Annotated in this window: 18 protein-coding genes; 8 read left to right on the forward strand and 10 right to left on the reverse strand. The window is 46.4% G+C overall.

Going from position 1 to position 18,519, the window contains the following annotated elements; translation table 11 throughout:
- Positions 1–10: 10 nt before the first annotated feature.
- From fliD to HW45_RS18030, 10 genes are all read right to left on the reverse strand, one after another.
- Positions 11–1,348 carry a flagellar filament capping protein FliD gene (gene fliD, locus HW45_RS17985; RefSeq protein WP_038228700.1) on the reverse strand — a complete coding sequence of 446 codons (1,338 nt, stop codon included), beginning with the start codon at positions 1,346–1,348 and terminating at the stop codon, positions 11–13.
- Positions 1,349–1,805: 457 nt separating this feature from the next.
- On the reverse strand, positions 1,806–2,669 hold the full coding sequence (lafA, locus tag HW45_RS17990) for a lateral flagellin LafA (protein ID WP_038228702.1): 864 nt from the start codon (positions 2,667–2,669) through the stop codon (positions 1,806–1,808).
- Between the two features lie 238 nt (positions 2,670–2,907).
- Positions 2,908–3,720 carry an EAL domain-containing protein gene (locus HW45_RS17995; RefSeq protein ID WP_038228705.1) on the reverse strand — a complete coding sequence of 271 codons (813 nt, stop codon included), beginning with the start codon at positions 3,718–3,720 and terminating at the stop codon, positions 2,908–2,910.
- A complete protein-coding gene (gene flhA / locus HW45_RS18000) occupies positions 3,713–5,806 on the reverse strand; it encodes a flagellar biosynthesis protein FlhA (RefSeq protein WP_006072152.1) in 2,094 nt (697 codons plus the stop codon). Before flhA ends, HW45_RS17995 begins: the two co-directional genes overlap by 8 nt.
- A 33-nt stretch (positions 5,807–5,839) precedes the next feature.
- On the reverse strand, positions 5,840–6,967 hold the full coding sequence (flhB, locus tag HW45_RS18005; protein ID WP_038228709.1) for a flagellar biosynthesis protein FlhB: 1,128 nt from the start codon (positions 6,965–6,967) through the stop codon (positions 5,840–5,842).
- Positions 6,964–7,740 carry a flagellar biosynthetic protein FliR gene (gene fliR / locus HW45_RS18010; protein WP_006072156.1) on the reverse strand — a complete coding sequence of 259 codons (777 nt, stop codon included), beginning with the start codon at positions 7,738–7,740 and terminating at the stop codon, positions 6,964–6,966. Before fliR ends, flhB begins: the two co-directional genes overlap by 4 nt.
- Positions 7,740–8,009, reverse strand: a complete 270-nt coding sequence (fliQ, locus tag HW45_RS18015; RefSeq protein WP_006072158.1) for a flagellar biosynthesis protein FliQ — start codon at positions 8,007–8,009, stop codon at positions 7,740–7,742. Before fliQ ends, fliR begins: the two co-directional genes overlap by 1 nt.
- An 11-nt stretch (positions 8,010–8,020) precedes the next feature.
- Positions 8,021–8,734, reverse strand: coding sequence for a flagellar type III secretion system pore protein FliP (gene fliP, locus HW45_RS18020; RefSeq protein ID WP_050798619.1), 714 nt, complete (start codon positions 8,732–8,734; stop codon positions 8,021–8,023).
- Between the two features lie 75 nt (positions 8,735–8,809).
- Positions 8,810–9,178, reverse strand: coding sequence for a flagellar motor switch protein FliN (fliN, locus tag HW45_RS18025; RefSeq protein ID WP_038228711.1), 369 nt, complete (start codon positions 9,176–9,178; stop codon positions 8,810–8,812).
- Positions 9,175–9,993, reverse strand: a complete 819-nt coding sequence (locus HW45_RS18030; protein ID WP_038228713.1) for a FliM/FliN family flagellar motor switch protein — start codon at positions 9,991–9,993, stop codon at positions 9,175–9,177. The genes fliN and HW45_RS18030 overlap by 4 nt, the downstream gene beginning before the upstream one ends.
- 519 nt (positions 9,994–10,512) lie before the next feature.
- Between HW45_RS18030 and HW45_RS18035 the strand changes: the two genes are divergently transcribed.
- Genes HW45_RS18035 through fliJ form a run of 8 tightly spaced genes read left to right on the forward strand, consistent with a single transcriptional unit; the run spans position 10,513 to position 18,366 of the window.
- Positions 10,513–11,382 carry a MotY family protein gene (locus HW45_RS18035; protein WP_160171224.1) on the forward strand — a complete coding sequence of 290 codons (870 nt, stop codon included), beginning with the start codon at positions 10,513–10,515 and terminating at the stop codon, positions 11,380–11,382.
- A complete protein-coding gene (locus tag HW45_RS18040) occupies positions 11,383–12,711 on the forward strand; it encodes a sigma-54-dependent transcriptional regulator (RefSeq protein ID WP_038228715.1) in 1,329 nt (442 codons plus the stop codon). It begins immediately after the preceding gene.
- Between the two features lie 12 nt (positions 12,712–12,723).
- On the forward strand, positions 12,724–13,080 hold the full coding sequence (fliE, locus tag HW45_RS18045; protein WP_006072170.1) for a flagellar hook-basal body complex protein FliE: 357 nt from the start codon (positions 12,724–12,726) through the stop codon (positions 13,078–13,080).
- Between the two features lie 3 nt (positions 13,081–13,083).
- A complete protein-coding gene (gene fliF / locus HW45_RS18050; RefSeq protein ID WP_038228717.1) occupies positions 13,084–14,832 on the forward strand; it encodes a flagellar basal-body MS-ring/collar protein FliF in 1,749 nt (582 codons plus the stop codon).
- The gene (locus HW45_RS18055) at positions 14,798–15,814 is read left to right on the forward strand and encodes a flagellar motor switch protein FliG (protein WP_006072174.1); all 1,017 of its coding nucleotides are present in this window, start codon (positions 14,798–14,800) and stop codon (positions 15,812–15,814) included. The genes fliF and HW45_RS18055 overlap by 35 nt, the downstream gene beginning before the upstream one ends.
- 3 nt (positions 15,815–15,817) lie before the next feature.
- Entirely contained in the window at positions 15,818–16,567 is a 750-nt protein-coding gene (gene fliH / locus HW45_RS18060) for a flagellar assembly protein FliH (RefSeq protein ID WP_006072177.1), read from the forward strand.
- Complete coding sequence (gene fliI / locus HW45_RS18065) at positions 16,560–17,906, forward strand: flagellar protein export ATPase FliI (protein WP_038228719.1); 1,347 nt, start codon at positions 16,560–16,562, stop codon at positions 17,904–17,906. The genes fliH and fliI overlap by 8 nt, the downstream gene beginning before the upstream one ends.
- Before the next feature lie 28 nt (positions 17,907–17,934).
- The gene (gene fliJ, locus HW45_RS18070) at positions 17,935–18,366 is read left to right on the forward strand and encodes a flagellar export protein FliJ (RefSeq protein ID WP_038228721.1); all 432 of its coding nucleotides are present in this window, start codon (positions 17,935–17,937) and stop codon (positions 18,364–18,366) included.
- Positions 18,367–18,519 lie beyond the last annotated feature (153 nt).

Here is an 18,519-nt window from a genome sequence, read left to right on the forward strand (position 1 = left end):
ACTCCTAGCCCTAACCAAACATGCTCATGGTTTGGTTCATTTGTGTCATTAAGGTGTTCATTTGAGTGAATTGTTTGAGGTAGCGGCTGTACGCCATGTCGTACTTGCGCTCTAACGTTGCTTGTTTGTCGTCAATGCGCGAAATGTTCTGTTGTAAGGAGTCTTTACGGGTTTTGAAAAGGCCGGTGGTCGACTTTAAAAATGGGTCAACCATGGTGTCGATGGAATCCAGAAGATTACCGTCGCCGTTAAACATGGCTTCTAGCGCGGCACTGTTATTTTTCTGCGCCTCTTCGAACTTGGTAGCATCCAGTGTCATCTTGCCGCTGCGATCAATCTCAATACCTACTTCACTTAGGCGCATTCCGTTGTATTCACCACGAATAATGCTGGTGAGTTGGCTTTCAATAGAGCGAAGTGTTGGGTCACTCGCTAACACGCCACGTGCTTTATCTTCCCCGCCGATACCAGTGTATTCATCCATGGTAGACATCAGAGTGTTGTAAGCGTCGATGAAGGCGTTAACTTGTTCTTTTGTCGCTTCATCATCGGCACCAATAGTCAGCGTCAGCGGTTGCTCTCCCGAGACCTGTGCCTTGCTAACCGTCAGGTCAACACCATCAATAACGCCAGTAAAGGTATTGCTACTGTTGGTCAGTTTTAGGCCACTACCTTCAGCACCTAACCAAATGACGGCATCTTGTGGTGTACTGATGTCGCTGGTGTTAGTAAAGGCATCTTCAAACCATGTTGCCCCAGTGCCTGAAGCTGACACGTTTACGCTATTGGCAACACCTGTTTCAGTACTTGATAACATAAAGTGCGTCTGACCATTGGAACGAACCAGAGTGGCATTGACGCCTGGGTTATCAGGGTCATTATTAATAGCGGAAACCAGATCGGCCATGGTTGCTTTGCCATCGCCGTCGGTATCAACTGTTGATAGATCGAGTGATAGAGTTTTACCGTCAACTGTTAAATCAAGCGTGCCTGTTGTTGGAATCTCAGTATTGGCATCTAGGTCGGCTGGCATACCCGTTGAGAGTTGGTGTGCGGTGGCAACTTGTTCCACAAACACCTGATAGCTGCCCGCCATGGCACTGGCATTGGCCGTCGCAGAAAGGAAACCCTCTTGTGAAACCGTTGCCGTATTCTTAATGATGTTCGAGCTGCTGCTGTTCATGTTGGTTACGGCAGTTCGGAACTCACGCAATGCCGATTCCACTTTACCTAGCGCAGTAATTTGAGCCTGATACTTATCCGCTTGCATTTGGTAGCGCTGCTGAAATGGCTGCACATCATAAGTGGCAAGGTTGGTCGCCATAGTGATTGGGTCAAACGAACTCATTGGAGTGCTCCTTAGTTTTGCTGCTCGCCGTGCAATAGGGATGGACAGCACAGTATTCTTAGTGGGTTAAATCAAGATATATGCCATGATTTAAAACATTAAAATTCAATTGGTTAGGCTAATTTTGTCTCGTGGGCGGAAGCGGGGTTTCCATTGTGCTAGTTCCGCTTTTCCACCAGTAAACTGCCTATTACTCAGAGGGTTAAGGCGACTTGATGGTGAGAGGTATTAATCGTTGGTGATAAGATAAGTGGCAATATGAGATCTGGGTTCAGAGTTGGTTCTGTTCTCATCTCTTCACATCCCATCAAGCACGACCTAGTAATGAAAAAACCTCCCGAAGGAGGCTAAAAGGACGGATGAATAGTTAACGAAGGAAAATTCATCATATCCAAAAATAACCGATGCGGTTGGCTGGTAGCGATCACCGCACCAATTATTAAGGATGCTTGCTTTATTAGCGAAGTAGTGACATCGCCATACCAGGTAGCTGGTTAGTTTGCGATAGAACTGTTGTACCCGCTTGCATTAGCATTTGGTTCTTCGTCATGTTTGAAGACTCAACAGCGAAGTCAGCGTCAGTGATACGACCTTTCGCAGCCGATGTGTTCTCAACCATGTTGCCAAGGTTAACGATGGTGTGGTCAAGACGGTTAATTGTTGCACCCATACCTGCACGAGCTGCACCAACTTGATCGATAGCGGTTTGAATTTCCCCCATGGCTGTTTGAGCATTCGCTTGGTCAGCTGCAACGTCAGCACCACCGCTAAAGTTAGTGAAACCAGTTGTTAATGTCGTGAAAGCGCTACCTACATCAGTGTCAACTGTAGTAGCTAGGCTTAGTGTTTCTGCGCTAGAAGCACCGATTTGAAGAGTTAAGCCTCCCCCTTTAACACCAGTACCGCTAAATAATGTGTCGCCAGCGAATTTAGTGTTGTCCATGATGCTTTTAAGTTCAGTTTCTAGTTCTGCAAACTCTTTATCAAGAGCTTTTTGGTCTGCTTGAGAGTTGGTACCGTTAGCTGCTTGAGTAGCGAGGTCGTTCATGCGATATAGGATGTTGGTCGCCTCATCAAACGCACCTTCAGCTGTTTGTAGCATGGAGATACCGTCTTGTGAGTTACGCATAGCGACGTTCATACCACGAGATTGTGCTTCTAGTCGGTTTGAGATTTGAAGACCTGCTGCATCATCTGCTGCAGAGTTAATGCGGTAACCTGTGCTCAAACGCTCCATTGCTGTGTTTAGCAGACCGTTTGTGTTGTTCAGTGTGTTTTGTGTAACTAGCGAAGCGTAGTTAGTGTGCATCGATAAAGCCATTGTCATTCTCCTTGAATCTATATCAATGTGGGACATTCGCCCCGCTCACTAACAAGAGGCGGTCGGTTAATTTCTAGGATTAATTGGAAAATGAAAAAAACTTGGAAATTATTGATTTTGGGTTGGAAAGTGTGAGGTTTATTCCGAAAAATAGCGATTTTGTTAGAGGAGTTGGCCTCTCTTTTCAGCTAGAAAGAGTGAAAGGAGAGGCGCCGATGTGGTTTAAATAAGCGCTTGGTTAGTACTCATCATTACCGGCATCACCGAATGACTTAAATGACATTGAGGTCGGAATATCACTAAAGTAGCCAAAGTAATGACTGGCTCCAAGGCGCTTAAATTGGGTGAGTTCATCTTGATTACTGATTCGTCCTGCCACCCAAGCTAACTTATGATTACGACAGAATTTCACCAAAGGTAATAACCGTGTTCGGTCTTGTTTGTTTTCTAACGTTGCTGCCACTTTGAGCGCATCGGGCTCGAAGGGCAGTAACTGTTCGAACATACCTTGGCTTGGGTCAACGTCGAACCATAATGCGAAAGCTTGCTCTTTGAGGGCTTCGGTTAATCCATGGACCCGCTCATGCAAAGGGGTGGTCTCACCCAGCTGCAGTGAAGGGATAATATGGTAGAACGCGCCTGCGTGGTATCGAATCACTTGTTTGAGAAAGTGCTCGCCTGATTCCCACAGTAGGGCATCACTGCTAATAGGCACGACGACATTACTGGTGAGATCTGGGTGAAAGGTCTCTATTTGGAACTTAGTTTGGCGCAAGGCGAGATACAAACTGTACAAATCGAGACAAAAGCGCATCGTTTCAGAAAGGTCAAACTGGTAGACGCTTTGCTCACTTTGGCTGCCGAATCGCAGCGTCAAATGCTGAAACTCGACTTCCCCGTTTTTGGTGTCGCGAATGGCCTGACAGGCATGGCGAATATCATTTTGTTCAAAAGCGTCAAAAATAATCTGGTCGTCTTCCGTAACGACATGCTGCTCCACTAGCTGATGTAGGTAGCGATACAGCGCTTGGTTTGAAGTTAGGTTATCCAAGGTTTCCTACCACGTTTATCTGTTTGTTTTCTGGGATTTCGTTATAAGACAGTACCGCCAATCCTTGCGAGAAGGTGCGGGCATATCGAGCGATCAAAGGTCTTAGCTGGGGCATGACCAATAAGATAGGCGCCAGCCCTTGTTGTTTAAGCTGCTGTTTTATCAGCGGTAAGTTTTGCTGGAATTGACTTAGGATATTTGGCTCAATTGGGAAGCTATCTAGCATGACGCTGCCATTGGCTTGAGCTTGTTGTAGTGACGTCATCAACATCTGTTCGAGCTCATCAGAAAGTGCGTACACGCTTAGCTCTTTACGTTGTCCAGCCACAAGATTAACTAAGGTGCGGCGCAGTGCACAACGCACGTCGGCAGCAATAAGAATAGGATCCTTAGTATTTTCTGCTGATTCCAGCATGGTATTAGCAATGGTGCGAATGTCCTTAAGAGGGACCTGATCGAGCAGTAGTTGCCTGTACACCTTTAACTGTTGTGCTGGGTTTAAAGCTGCACCGAGCGCTTCGGAAAGTTTAGGCGCTTGCTGGGTTAAGCGCAGATTCATTGCATCCACGTCATCATGAGTAAATAACTCCGCGAGATGCGACTTCATCACCTTACTAATGTGTGTGGCGATAACGGTGCCATCATCGACGACTTGATAGCCCATATTAAGTGCTTTGGCTTTGTCTTTATGTTCGATCCAAACCGCCGGCAAATGATAAGCAGGGTCACTGCCTAAGATACCATCCACTTCGCCATACGTTTCACCAACAGCGATAGCCATCAGGCGATCGGGTTCGATAAAGCCTTCTTCGATGATTTCACCGTTAAGTGATAAGGTGTACTGGTTAGGTTTAAGACTCAGGTTGTCTCGAATACTCACCTCTGGAACTAAGAAGCCCACTTGTTCGGAAAGATTTTTACGTACCCCTCGAATACGCTGTGTCAGCGGTGCACCTTGCTCTTTATTCACTAGGTGAACCAATCGATAACCCAAAGCTAGCGATAAGCTGTGTACATGTGGGATATCATCCCAAGATAGTGGTTGCTCATTGTCTGCTTGCATGGCAGCAGAAATCGCTTCAACTTCATCAAGCTGCGGGTCGCTAACAGGAGCTTTGGATTGACGCCAGCCTGCAAACGCTAATACACCAGAAAACGTGAAGAAGGCGAGATGTGGCATGCCTGGTACTAGACCAATAATCAGCATAATGGCGGCAACCGTGTATAAGGTTGCCGGCGTCGCCAATAACTGCTTATGCATGGTATCGGTCATATCGTTATCGCTGTCATTGATGCGAGTAACAATGATGGCCGCTGCTGTTGCCAGTAACAGTGATGGAATCTGTGCCACCAAGCCATCACCGATGGTTAGTAGTGCATAAGTCTTGAATGCTTCAGAAGCGGGTAAGCCGTGTTCAAACACACCGATACTGATACCGCCGATAATGTTGATAAACAGAATCATTAAGCCTGCGATAGCATCGCCACGCACAAACTTAGAGGCACCATCCATCGAGCCATGGAAATCAGCTTCATTGGCGACTTCTTTACGTCTTTGTCTTGCCGCTTCTTGGTCAATAAGTCCCGCATTTAAGTCTGCATCGATCGCCATCTGTTTGCCTGGTAGTGCATCAAGGGTAAATCGAGCCGAAACTTCAGAAATACGTTCACCACCTTTGGTGATCACCACAAAGTTAATGATCATCAAGATGATGAAGACCACCATACCTACGACGTAGTTACCACCAATCACGACTTCACCGAAGGCTTGGATAACTTTACCAGCCGCGTCTCCACCATTATGACCTTCGAGTAGGACAATACGAGTAGAGGCCACGTTCAAGGTGAGTCGCATTAGGGTTGCGATAAGCAAAATGGTTGGGAAGATGGAAAAGTCGAGCGGTCTTTTGGCGGTGGTACTGACCAGTAAGACCAAAATAGCCAGAACAATATTGAACGTGAACAACGCATCGAGTAGCAAAGGCGGCAATGGTAAAATCACCATAGCCAAAATCATCAGCAACACAATAGGGATGCCAATATAGCCTTTTCCTGAGCGTCTAAATTGTTTAAGACGATTCAACATGAGAGTTCCTTTGTTACTTGTTCTAGTTATCCGTTAGTGTTGCAAATGTTTAGGTATTGAGAACACGGGAAGTGGTAGCGGTTTGTCTCCCGAGCCTTGGCGAAACGCCTTTAATTGCATCACGTAAGTTAAAATATGTGCCACGGCGATGTAGAGCTGGCTTGGGATCGCTTGCTCTATGGCGGTGGTATAGTAGATAGAGCGCGTTAATGGCGGCGAATGTAATATTTCCACCTGATTTTCGCGGGCAATACGTTGAATGTGCATCGCTGTTTCATCGATACCTTTTGCCACCACAAATGGCGCATCTGATAAAGAGGTGTCGTATTTTAGAGCCACGGCGTAGTGCGTTGGGTTGGTGATCACTACATCAGCCTTGGGGACGGCTTTGTCGATTTTTCGGCGTGCAAACTGCTGTTGAATCTGACGAATACGCTGTTTTACTTCCGGACGCCCTTCGTTATTTTTGTACTCTTCTTTCAGCTCTTGCTTGGTCATTTTGAGCTGCTTGAGGTGCTCCCAACGTTGGTAAGGAATATCAATCACGCCAAAGATAAGCAGAGCCACGCCCATCAGTAACAAACCTTCAAATAAAATCGTCATCACCATAGTGATGCCCTGCGATAGGGTGAGCTTTTGCATGCCAAGTAGCTGAGAAAAGTTGCTATCCAAATAGGTATATAGCAAGGCAAAAATCACCGTGACCTTGAGCGAGGACTTCAGCAATTCAACCAATGAACGTGTTGAAAACATACGTCCAACACCGGAAATGGGGTTGAGCTTACTCAACTTGGGTTGGATATTCGCTGGGCGAAACATCCAACCGCCAAGTATCATGCTACTGCCGATAGCGGCAATGACGATAACCATAAACATGGGTAGTAGTAATTCGATGATGATGCCAAGGCTTTGACCCAGTTGCTCAATCATTTGTTTAGGGTTGTCTAGGTCCTGACGTGTTAGTGCCATATTGAAACGAAATACACCAGAAATGTGCTCCCAAATACGACCGATTTGGCTATAAAAATAGATGGCAACAATCAGAAACAGCACCGCAGTAGTGAACTCTTTGGCGCGAGGAATTTGACCTTCCTGCCTCGCCTTTTTGATCTTCTGGGGCGAGGCCTTTTCGGTTTTATCTTGGCTGGACTGCTCGCTCATGCCCCCCCCACCATAAACAGGTTAAGTTGACTCAATGTTTCGTGTACCAGCGCGGTATAGCGGCTAGGAATGCCACTAACGGTCAGCAAGATACTAAACAAACCAAGCAACATGGTCATTGGGAAGCCAAGAGCGTAAACGTTTAGGCTGGGTGCCGCTCGGTTCATGACACCAAAACTGATGTTCGCCAATAGCATGGAGACGATGGCTGGCAACGCCAAGGCTAAGGCTGAAGCAAACATCCAACCAAACAAAGAAACGATATTGTCTAAAGAGGCGATAGTGATGCCAGAGCCGACCGGCCATACCACAAAGCTCTGCACCAAAATATCAATGACCAGAAGATGCCCTTCGAGTGCAAGGAATAATAGCGTACACAGCAGCAAGAAAATTCGTCCCAAAATGGCAACGGAGAGTCCATTGACTGGGTCGTTCATGATCGCCATACCAAGCCCCATTTGTAGCGAGACGATTTGCCCTAGCATGGTGAAAATGGTGAAAAAAAGGTGCAGTATGAGTCCGAAAAAAAGTCCCCACATAGCCTGTTCAAAGGCCAAAAACAAAGAGGTCATCGACAGCAAATCAACGGCAGGCATTGCAGGCATAAGCGGTGCCGTGATCACCACAATCGATAAGGCAAGTAGGGCTCTGACCCATACTGGAATTAACGCATCACCGAAAAATGGCATGGCCAGAAAGGCAGCCCCAATCCTGAAAAAGGGCCACCATAACTGACCTAACCATTGAGATATTTCGGCGAACGTAATTTGCATTAACCAATCATCCCTGGAATGTTATGGAACAAGAAGTCGAACAGCTCCATGATTTTGCGTAGCATCCAATGCCCGGCAAAAATGACCATCAACAGGGTGGCCAATAATTTGGGTAAAAAGCTGAGTGTTTGTTCTTGGATTTGAGTTGCAGCTTGAAAAACCGCGATAACCAAACCCACAAGCAGTCCTGGCACTACCAGTACCATCACGATGCTGATGATGAGCCAGACGGCGTTTGAAAACAGAGTAACGGTCAGTTCTGGAGTCATGATTCACGCTCTCATCCACTGCCAAAGCTGGCGGATAGGGTTCCGACTGTCATCGCCCAACCATCAACCAAAACGAACACCACCAATTTGAATGGTAATGAGACAATCAATGGCGAAAGCATCATCATACCCATTGCCATCAAGACACTTGCGACTACCAAATCTATGATTAAAAAAGGAATAAACAACATGAAGCCGATCTGAAACGCGGTTTTTAGCTCACTGATCACAAAGGCTGGAAGAACAATAGCAAAGGAAATATCCTCCACCTTTGAATCCACCGGTTCGTTGGCAATGCGCAGCATTTGTTCGAGTGAATTACGTTGAGTTTGTGCGAGCATAAAATTGCGTACCGGCTTTTCTGCGGTAGCAAAAGCTTGCATCAAAGTGATTTCGCCTTGGTCATAAGGAACGAAAGCGTGCTCATACACATCGCTCCAAACGGGCCGCATGATGAGGATGCTCAGACTGAGTGCAATACCGATTAATACTCGGTTGGGGGGACTTTGTTGTAAGCCCAAAGCCTGACGCAAAATCGCTAACACGACAATGATGCGAGTGAAGCTGGTGGCCATCAAAATGAACGCAGGTAAAAAGCTCAAAGCTGTCATCAAGAGCAAGATTTGCAGCTTTACGCTGTATTCTTGTTCTGATTGACCATCGTTAACGGTTAGAAAAGTCAGCCCGTTATCCGCTAAAGCGGGATGAGCAAACAAACCGAGCATGACGATGACCAGGCCTATGAGGAGCAGGCGTAGGTTCGAAGGATAAGCGATACCAGCTAAACGCAGTTTCACGAGCTACTTACCCATAGAAGTGAGCGCAGAATCAACGACATCAATCAGTCTCAGGCCGTACTTTTCGTTGACGACGACGACTTCGGCATGCCCCATTAGAGAACCATTAACCTTCACATCCAACGGTTCGCCATTTAGCTTATCAAGTTCGATAATACTGCCTTCACCGGCAGACATCAGATCGCCTAGTGCAACCTCTTTGCTGGCGACTTCAAGCGTCACGGTGACGGGAATATTTTTGAAGAAGCTAAGATCTCGCTCAGATTGAACTGGAGCGGCCATAGGGGCGTCGGTATCAAAGTCCTCAAGTTGAAAGTCATCGAAGCGCAGTTCGTCACCGTCGAAGACACTTTGTTCTGGCGAATCGCTCATCGGTTGGTTTCCTTATCATCATTTAAAATTAAAACGAGTTGTCCCTCTTGTTCTGCCACGCGCCCTGTGAATAGGGTCTCTTTACCAATGTTCACTGGAGCGTTATTGAGCAGTTCAATAGGGAGAATGTCGTCGGCTTTGAGTTTGAGTACTTGTGTTAAAGGCAACACGGTCTTACTCAATTGAACATTCAAGCGGACTGGGGTTTTATGCAAGGCATGATTGAAGTCACTTGCCATATGTGGATTGGGTGTTAATTCCAGTTCGTCGATTAGCGTCTGAATCAGGGCACTGTCTAGTGTGATGGCTAATAGAGCTTGTTGGTTACGCACATGAATGGATAGCGTGGCAGTAATGCCAATGCCCGGAATAACCTCAAATTCATGTTGTTTCCATGCGGTTTCTGGCGCTATCCACTGCGAGGTGCACTTGGCAATGCGCTGTAATAGTCGCAAGTCGCTATTGGTGAGCTCCCCACCGCTGCGTTCCATGCTAGTGCTATAAAATTGGTCAGATAAGCGCATTAGCATGGTGGACTCCATCGACACATAGAGCATGCCGTCGTCGCTATGTTTGAGCACTGAAACACTGGTGACATCTACGTTGGTTTGCGGTAGTTCCGTAAGCGAGACATGGTCCAATTCGACTAACACTTGTTGTGTTTTCAACCAAGCTTGTAGTTCAAGGCTTAGCTGTTGGCATGAGTTAATCAATAGCTCTTCGAGCTTATTGCGAATGATATGAATGGGTTTACCTAATAATTCCACATTAAGAGTTTGCACCTGTTCAGGCATCTCTGTTTTTTGCATATCCATATCTTTACCAAACGTAATCTGAGTGGGGTTTCATTTGTAATTATGTGTTGCTATTTAATAACAAAGCGTCATTTTTCGTCAGTCTACTCTGGTTTTTTTATTTATTTTTAGCCCTCTAATGTAAATTTGTGAACTTGGTTCATATGTTTGTTTTCGCTATATAAAGCATCTTTAAATATAAAATAAATACAGGTAGCTTAATTAAATAATAATTATATTTCATGGGCGAAATAGCGACTAAATAATGCGCACAGCCCTTATATAGCAACAATCAGAGTGAGTATTTTATCTAAATTTATGTTTTATAACGCCTATCAAGGGATTTTATAAAACTTCTCTCTCATATGAAAGTAGGCTTCTATGTATTATGTGAAAGAGATATAGATGGACAGCAATATGATCTATGGCTTAGTTAAAAAATATTATTTCTCATTATGTCGAGATTTTTCTCGGTCAAGAGAATGTAAAATACAAATTCACACTTTCGCTGTTAATAAGATGTGCCCATTGGTGTTATTAATGGGGATGTTTTTTGGGATTAAGATCTCACACGCAGCGGAAGTAAATATTCCGATGGATTTGGTTAATTGGCAATTTGTAGAGGGAGAATTTGAGTGCCAGCTTGTTCAGACCTTGCCAAATAATAGGGGGAAGTTTTACTTCCATGCGGAACCTAATAACCAATTGTCGGCAGTTCTGCATTTACCTAACAATAACATCAAACAAGCACAGCTATTTCAACTGTCGGCACCATGGCATACCCCAGTGCAACACACCATGATTGATGATGCTGCGAAAACAACGCGTGGCTACGCCATCTTTGATGTGGATATTGATGCTTTATTAGCAGCCACCACTCGTGGGGCTTGGATCAGAGTGAGCTCTATGCAAGCTGCTAATCAAGTAGGTGATGCCTTTGTTTTACCTTCCACTCGAATTGAATCGGCGTACTTTAGCTTCAATCAGTGCCGCTCCAAATTACCTGAAATGAACTACAGCCAAGCGAGAGATGTGGTGTTGAAGTTTGATTTTGGCCAACGAGTGGTCACCAGTGAACAGCGTCAAACACTGCAATCATTAGCCAGCTATATCAAAGCAGATGGCCACATATCAAAAGTGCTAGTGGATGGACACACGGATAATGTTGGTTCGTCATTGAGCAACCTACAGGTGTCACGAGTTCGTGCCGATGACGTCGCCAGTGTACTCACTGAGTTAGGGACGCCAGCCAAACTGATCGAAGTACGAGCCCATGGCGCCCGTTACCCCGTGAGCAGCAATGAGACTGAGTTTGGTCAAGCTAAGAACCGCCGAGTTACGGTTCGAGTGGTTCGTCATCCTTCCAACAACACAGCGTCTTCAACGGATCTGAAGACGGAGGTTCAGTAAATGAAAAAGGATATTCTCTACGTTGAGCCTTGTGAGCAAAACGCTCAACCTATTATCGACCTATTAACGGAGCAGGGCTTTAGCGTAAATCATGTTCGAACTGGTCGTTCGGCACTGTTAGCCACTTCAAGCTCCATCAGTTTAGTCAGCTCCAATCTGCCCGATATGAGTATTCGTGAGTGGATTGCCTGTCATCAGCGAAAAACTAATCCTGGCGTGGCTATTGCCATCGTCGAACAAGACCAAGGTATATTAGCTGCAGAAGCGATGAAGGCGGGGGCGACAGATTACTTGCTGCGTCCCTTTGAAGCAGCGCAACTGGTTAACTTGATTCGTCGCGTTGAAGCGCTAGAGAAGCCAATGGCCAATATTGTGGCGGAATCTTGGCGAAGCAAACAAGTTTTGCAATTGGCGCACCGTGCGGCGTGCACCAGTGCTAGTGTGTTGATTACTGGGGAATCGGGTACCGGCAAAGAAGTACTTGCCCGTTACGTCCATGATCAATCGCCTCGCGCACAGCAGCCTTTTGTAGCCGTTAACTGTGCCGCTATTCCTGAGTCCATGCTAGAAGCGGTACTGTTTGGTCATGTGAAAGGAGCATTTACCGGCGCGACGGGTTCACAAACCGGTAAGTTTGAAGAAGCTAACGGTGGCACAATTTTGTTAGACGAAATTGGCGAAATGTCACCAGCCGTTCAAGCTAAGTTATTGCGAGTGCTTCAGGAGAGAGAAGTAGAGCGTGTGGGTAGCCATAAGTCGATTGCTTTAGATATTCGAGTGATTGCGGCCACTAATAAAGATCTTCGCGAAGAGGTTCAAAAAGGGACGTTTAGAGAAGACTTGTATTACCGCTTAGACGTATTGCCGCTGCATTGGCCGCCACTTCGTGATCGTAAAGATGACATCCTACCTATTAGCCAATTCTTTATTAATAAATACAAAGAGCAAGCCAATTGCTACTTATCTGAGGATGCGCAGCAAGCGCTTAGTCAATACCACTGGCCCGGCAATATTCGTGAATTAGAGAATGTGATCCAACGTGCGCTCGTCATGCGCCACGGCGACTATATTACGGCTCACGACTTGATGTTGCCGATTGAGATCCCTGCTTTTAATCCTGTGGTGTCCAATGAAAACCTAATGGGACACGTGGAAGTTAAAAAGCAGGCAGAATTCCAATTTATCTTAGAAAAACTACGTCAATTTGGCGGAAACCGAACTAAAACGGCGGACGCTCTAGGGGTTTCTACGCGAGCACTGCGCTACAAATTAGCTGCGATGCGAGAGCAAGGAATCGATCTACAGTCAGCCATTGGCTCGGCTGCGTAAAGGAGAAATTTGATGGCGATGCAACCGATAAATAACGCGTTATCCGCAGAGCAATTAATGCTGACAAAAATGCAGGTAATGCAGCAGCACGTGCAGCCTGATTTTGTGGTGTCCAATAACCCAATCGATGTGAACAAGGTTAATGAACCGATGGCATTTTCTGGGGCAATGAAAAATGTGCTTGATATGGTGAACCAACATCAATCTACGGCATCACAGAAAATCACAGCAGTAGAGACTGGGGAGAGTGATGATCTTGTTGGAGCCATGATTGCTAGCCAGAAAGCGAGCTTATCGTTTTCTGCTCTAATGCAAGTTCGCAACAAGGTAGTTGCGTCCTTTGAAGATATTATGAAGATGCCGGTGTAGAACATGTCAGAATTAGCACCTCAAACTGTGGCGGCAGCGGGACCAATCGATGTTGCCCCTAAAACAGCAAACTCATCGAATATGAACGATATCAACGCCAAGGTGAAGCAGCTGTGGTCAAGTTCGCAGCGTAACTTGGTCTTGTCAGCAGTACTGGCTGCTATTGTTGCAGCCATTATTGTGGTGGCGCTGTGGAGTTCTTCGCAAAGTTATCGTCCGCTATACAGCCAACAAGAACGTTTTGATATTGGTGAAATTGTCTCGGTATTAGAGTCCGAAGGTATTGCCTATCGACTGCAAGAGCAAAATGGCCAAGTGTTAGTCGCAGAAGGTCAAGTGGCTAAAATCCGTATGTTATTGGCGGCGAAGGGCGTTAAAGCTCAACTGCCAACCGGATTGGACTCACTTAAAGAAGACAGTTCTTTGGGAACGAGCCAGTTCATGGAAAATGCCCGTTACCGTCATGGACTCGAAGGTGAACTAGTACGCACCATCATTTCTCTTAATGCTATCTCTAATGCCCGTGTTCACTTAGCCATTCCAAGACAGACATTGTTTGTTCGCCAACAAGGTGAAGAGCCGTCGGCGTCGGTGATGATTGAGCTTAAGCCGGGTGAAGATCTGAAACCTGACCAAGTCGAAGCCATCATCAACTTGGTGGTGGGTAGTGTAACGGGAATGAAACCAGAGTTTGTTTCGGTTATTGACCAATATGGCCGTCTGTTGAGTGCCGATGTTGGCTCGGCAGAAGCAGGTAAGGTCAATGCGAAATATCTGGAATATCAAAAGAACGTTGAAAAGCAGATCATTCAACGGGCGGCAGATATGCTTACGCCGATTGTAGGTCCGAGTAACTATCGTGTTCAGGTTGCGGCGGATATGGACTTCAGTCGAGTGGAAGAAACGCAAGAAATCCTCGACACCAATCCGGTGGTGCGAAACGAGCACAGTATTCAGAACAATACCATTGATAAAATAGCACTTGGTATTCCGGGCTCTCTGAGTAATCAACCGCCAGTGACAGGGGAAGTGCCAACCAATGATAGTCAAAATACCAATGCACGCAGTGAGCTAAATCGTCAGTACGCGGTAGGCAGCAGCGTGCGCCGTACTCAATATCAGCAAGGTCAAATTGCTAAGCTAAGTGTCTCTGTACTGCTTAATGAAAGTGCTGCACCAAATGGTACGGCATGGACACCAGCCGAACGCGCACAAATATCAACGATGATCACCGATGCTGTAGGTATCTCCGCCGATCGTGGAGACAGCTTGAGCCTAATGAGCTTTAACTTCACCCCAATTGAAATCGAAGCGCCACCGGCTATGCCGTGGTGGCAAGACCCAACAGTGCAACAGCCTCTGCGTTATGTCATTGGCGGTATGCTCGGAATGGCGATGATCTTCTTTGTACTTCGCCCATTGATTATGCACCTCACAGGAGCGGACAAGCGTGGTAACGAACTTGAATTCGCTGAGCCTCAAGAAGAGGAATACCAAGAGAATATTCAGACTCGCGAAGAGCGCGAACGTGAAGAGATGCTCAATCGTCGATTGTCTGAGAAAGGCATAGAATCCACCTCTTCAGGTCTTGATGCTAGCAGTGACATGCTGCCCCCTCCAGGGTCGCCGTTGGAAATTCAACTTAAACATCTACAGCTTATTGCCAATGAAGAGCCTGAGCGCGTAGCGGAAGTACTTAAACAATGGGTAAATGTGAATGAAAACAGCACAGTCAACGCCAGCAACGCTTAGTCATGTTGAGAAAACCGCTCTTGTGCTCTTAGGTATGGGGGAGGACGCCGCTGCTCAGGTGCTGCGTCATTTCTCTCGCGATGAAACACAGCGTGTCACCCGAGCGATGGCACGCCTAAGTGGCATCAAAAGTGATAATGCCAAAGGGGTGATTCAACACTTCTTCGAAGACTTTAGACAGCACAGTGGTATTCGTGGTGCCTCAAAAGAATACCTGTCGAACACATTGCGTAAAGCTCTGGGGAATGATTTAGCTAAGGGATTACTTAATAACCTGTATGGTGATGAAATTCGCAATAACATGCAGCGATTGCAATGGGTTGATGCGGAGATCTTGTCGAGATTTGTAGCGAAAGAGCACCCTCAGATGCAGGCTATATTCTTAGCCTATTTACCTCCAGAGACCTCCTCTGCGGTACTGAGTTACCTTCCTGCAGATTATCACGATGAGTTGCTGTATCGCATTGCTCGCTTACAAGATATTGACCATCAAGTGGCAGCGGATCTTAACGAATTAATAGAACGCTGTATTGAACAGGTATCAGTAAGTCAAAGTGCACCTATGTCTGGCGTTAAACAAGTGGCTGACATCATCAACCGTTTCTCGGGTGACCGAGCAATGTTGATGGAAATGCTCAAACTGCATGATGAAGACGTCGTCAGTGAAATTGAAGAGAACATGTTCGACTTTATGGTGCTAGGTAGGCAGCGTGAAGACACCATGGATACGTTGGTTCAGCAAGTACCAATTGAGCTTTGGGCGGTGGCGTTAAAAGGGGCGGAAATTACCTTGCAGCAAGCGATCAAACGTTCGATGCCACAGCGTATGGTTAAAGCACTGGAAGACGATATGCAATTGCGCGGCGCAGTGCCTGTTAGTGCGGTTGAGCGTGCTCGCAATGACATTATGCAGATCATCAAAGAGCTATCGGAAGCAGGCGAGATCGAGTTGTCGCTATACCAAGAGCAGACGGTGGAGTAAGCCATGAAGGAAAAAGCGATATTTACCTTGCCACCTAGTGGTTATAGACAACACCGCTTCCCGCCATTGGCACAACCTTCAGCAGTGGATGAGTTTACCGCTGAACTCAGTTGGGATGACGCACCGACACAAATCGACGTGCAGGAACGCCTTGAAGAAGGCTTTCAACAAGGGCTAGAGCGTGGTCATCGAGAAGGCTTAAACCAAGGAATTGAGCAAGGTAAGCAACAGGGTTTATTGGAAGGTCAAAAAGAGGGCTTTCAAAAAGGTTTTGTTTCGGGTGAACAGTCGGGCAAGCAAGCGTTCCTTGATGCCGTTAAACCTGTTAATGATATCTATGTGTCACTGTCTCGCTGGCAGGAAGAAAAAGAACAGCAACAACGCCATATCATCTGTGAGTTGGTGCAAAAAGTGGCGCAGCAAGTCATTCGTGCTGAGTTGACGCTGATGCCTCAGCAAATTCTGGCATTGGTCGATGAGACACTGGAGGCCATGCCGGGTAAAACCGAAAAGGTCACCGTACACCTAAACCCACAAGACCTAGAGCGTATTACCCAGATTAACCCTGAGCTAGCTGACGGTTGGAAGTTAGTTGCCAAACCAGAACTGCCCGTTGGTGGCTGTCATTTGGTGACAGAAGATGCTGAAGCTGACGCCAGTTGCGACTCTCGATTGGAGTCGTGTATGGATGCAGTGAAAGAGCACTTATTGGATGAAGTGACACCTATTGATTTAGCGAGTAACGATGACTAGTGCTTCCTCCCCTCTACTTCATGACCGCCTAAACGATGCGATTGCGTCGCTTAACCTAGTACCTGTTGCGCGAGTCACAGGTCGATTAGTAAAGGTGAACGGTTTAATGCTGCAAGCGGTTGGGTGTCGATTTAAGCTTGAGCAACGTTGTCTGGTTGAGACAGATGAAGGCGATATGATTGAAGCGCAAGTGGTGGGTTTTGACCATAATATTGCCTACCTCATGCCTGTTCGTCAGTTGGGGGGATTATTTGCCGGTGCCAAAGTCATACCGCTTGATGGTGATAGCTCGGTTAATTTGGGCAGTCATTGGTTAGGGCGTGTGGTGAATGGACTTGGTGAAGCATTGGATGATGGCGCGGTGCTAAAAGGAGGCGATCGTGTCTCTTTAGAGCCGAAACCAATAAACCCATTAAAACGCCGCCCCGTTGATACGCCACTGGATGTTGGTGTTCGTGCGATCAACGGTTTACTCACTGTCGGCAAGGGTCAGCGCATTGGTTTAATGGCAGGCAGCGGTGTGGGTAAAAGTGTGTTGATGGGGATGATTACTCAAAACACCGAAGCTGATGTCATTGTGGTTGGCTTGATTGGTGAGCGTGGCCGTGAGGTGCGTGAGTTTATCGAACGTAATTTGACGCCAGAAGCGCGTAAGAAAGCCATTATTATTGCAGCTCCTGCGGATGAGTCACCATTAATGCGCTTACGGGCCACATTACTTTGTCATCGAGTTGCCGAGTATTTTCGGGATAAAGGCAACGATGTGTTGTTGCTGATGGATTCTTTAACTCGCTATGCCATGGCGCAGCGTGAAATTGCGTTAGCATTAGGTGAACCTCCGGCATCAAGAGGATATCCACCTTCGGTTTTCAGTGTCTTGCCTCAGCTGTTGGAGCGTGCCGGTAACAGTGAGCATCCCGATGGCAGTTTGACTGCCATTTACACGGTTTTAGCAGAAGGGGATGACCAACAAGATCCTGTGGTGGATTCTGCCCGCGCAATTCTAGATGGGCATGTGGTACTCTCTCGCTCATTGGCGGAGCAAGGACACTATCCGGCGATTGATATTAATGCGTCGATCAGCCGTTGTATGTCAGGATGTACTCCTGAAGCGCACAGTACGCTAGCCAATCAATTTCGTCAGCTTTATTCCAACTATTTGCAAGTGAAAGAGCTGCTTCCTTTAGGCGGTTATCAGCCAGGCCAAGACCCTGAACTCGACCAATCGGTGGCGATGCACCCTCAACTCAAAAACTATCTATTGCAAGCGGCCAATGAGGCGGTGGATTTTCAGACATCGTTAACGGAGCTGGCGCAGCTATTTCAAAACCCTAATTAAGCAGGAAGCCAAACGCTAACCAAAAACTATGGACAGTAAAATTCGTGCAGTCGGTAAAATAACCCAAGTAGAGGAATTACGACGTGATCAGATTGGTGCGCGTTTGGAATCTATGCGCCAACAAAATGAGCATTTGGCTAAGCAGCTACTGGCATTGTCTGAACTGAAAACATTAAATCACAGTGGCTCAAATCAAACCAATAGCATGGGGTTGATGAACCTTAACCTTGTCGACCAAATGCTGCAAAAAATGCTGAATCATCAAAAGCATGAGCAAGCAGTGATGGAAGCACAGTGTCAGTCGGTTCAGAAACAGCTGCAACAAAAAGCGGCCAGAGTACATGGACTAGAGCAAGTGCTGGATCGTTGGAGTAAAAAACAAAACTACGAAAAAGCAAAGCGTGAACAGAAGCTTATCGAAGATATTATCAACTCACGTATCAAGCGGCGTGCCTTGTAAATATCTGGACATTTATCCAGTATAAATTACCATTAGCTATAGAACCTAGGCTGATGGCACGTATACAATGCAATGGATAATTGATAACCAAACCCTCCTACTTTCAATCACTTCTATTTCAACTTGTCTCGGATTTTCCGCCGCTGCAATTCT

This window comes from Vibrio sp. ER1A (assembly GCF_000733315.1).
GTDB lineage: Bacteria > Pseudomonadota > Gammaproteobacteria > Enterobacterales > Vibrionaceae > Vibrio > Vibrio mediterranei.

What these genes read in the sequence shown, in the direction of transcription:
- fliP (WP_050798619.1), bottom strand. Translation starts at nt 8,734, where the DNA reads ATGCTCGGTTTGTTTGCTCATCCCGCTTTAGCGGATAACGGGCTGACT.
- HW45_RS18040 (WP_038228715.1), top strand. Translation starts at nt 11,383, where the DNA reads ATGAAAAAGGATATTCTCTACGTTGAGCCTTGTGAGCAAAACGCTCAA.
- HW45_RS18035 (WP_160171224.1), top strand. Translation starts at nt 10,513, where the DNA reads ATGGGGATGTTTTTTGGGATTAAGATCTCACACGCAGCGGAAGTAAAT.
- flhA (WP_006072152.1), bottom strand. Translation starts at nt 5,806, where the DNA reads ATGTTGAATCGTCTTAAACAATTTAGACGCTCAGGAAAAGGCTATATT.
- flhB (WP_038228709.1), bottom strand. Translation starts at nt 6,967, where the DNA reads ATGAGCGAGCAGTCCAGCCAAGATAAAACCGAAAAGGCCTCGCCCCAG.
- fliI (WP_038228719.1), top strand. Translation starts at nt 16,560, where the DNA reads ATGACTAGTGCTTCCTCCCCTCTACTTCATGACCGCCTAAACGATGCG.
- lafA (WP_038228702.1), bottom strand. Translation starts at nt 2,669, where the DNA reads ATGGCTTTATCGATGCACACTAACTACGCTTCGCTAGTTACACAAAAC.
- fliF (WP_038228717.1), top strand. Translation starts at nt 13,084, where the DNA reads ATGTCAGAATTAGCACCTCAAACTGTGGCGGCAGCGGGACCAATCGAT.
- fliH (WP_006072177.1), top strand. Translation starts at nt 15,818, where the DNA reads ATGAAGGAAAAAGCGATATTTACCTTGCCACCTAGTGGTTATAGACAA.
- fliQ (WP_006072158.1), bottom strand. Translation starts at nt 8,009, where the DNA reads ATGACTCCAGAACTGACCGTTACTCTGTTTTCAAACGCCGTCTGGCTC.
- HW45_RS18030 (WP_038228713.1), bottom strand. Translation starts at nt 9,993, where the DNA reads ATGGATATGCAAAAAACAGAGATGCCTGAACAGGTGCAAACTCTTAAT.
- fliJ (WP_038228721.1), top strand. Translation starts at nt 17,935, where the DNA reads ATGGACAGTAAAATTCGTGCAGTCGGTAAAATAACCCAAGTAGAGGAA.
- HW45_RS18055 (WP_006072174.1), top strand. Translation starts at nt 14,798, where the DNA reads ATGAAAACAGCACAGTCAACGCCAGCAACGCTTAGTCATGTTGAGAAA.
- fliN (WP_038228711.1), bottom strand. Translation starts at nt 9,178, where the DNA reads ATGAGCGATTCGCCAGAACAAAGTGTCTTCGACGGTGACGAACTGCGC.
- fliD (WP_038228700.1), bottom strand. Translation starts at nt 1,348, where the DNA reads ATGAGTTCGTTTGACCCAATCACTATGGCGACCAACCTTGCCACTTAT.
- fliE (WP_006072170.1), top strand. Translation starts at nt 12,724, where the DNA reads ATGGCGATGCAACCGATAAATAACGCGTTATCCGCAGAGCAATTAATG.
- fliR (WP_006072156.1), bottom strand. Translation starts at nt 7,740, where the DNA reads ATGCAAATTACGTTCGCCGAAATATCTCAATGGTTAGGTCAGTTATGG.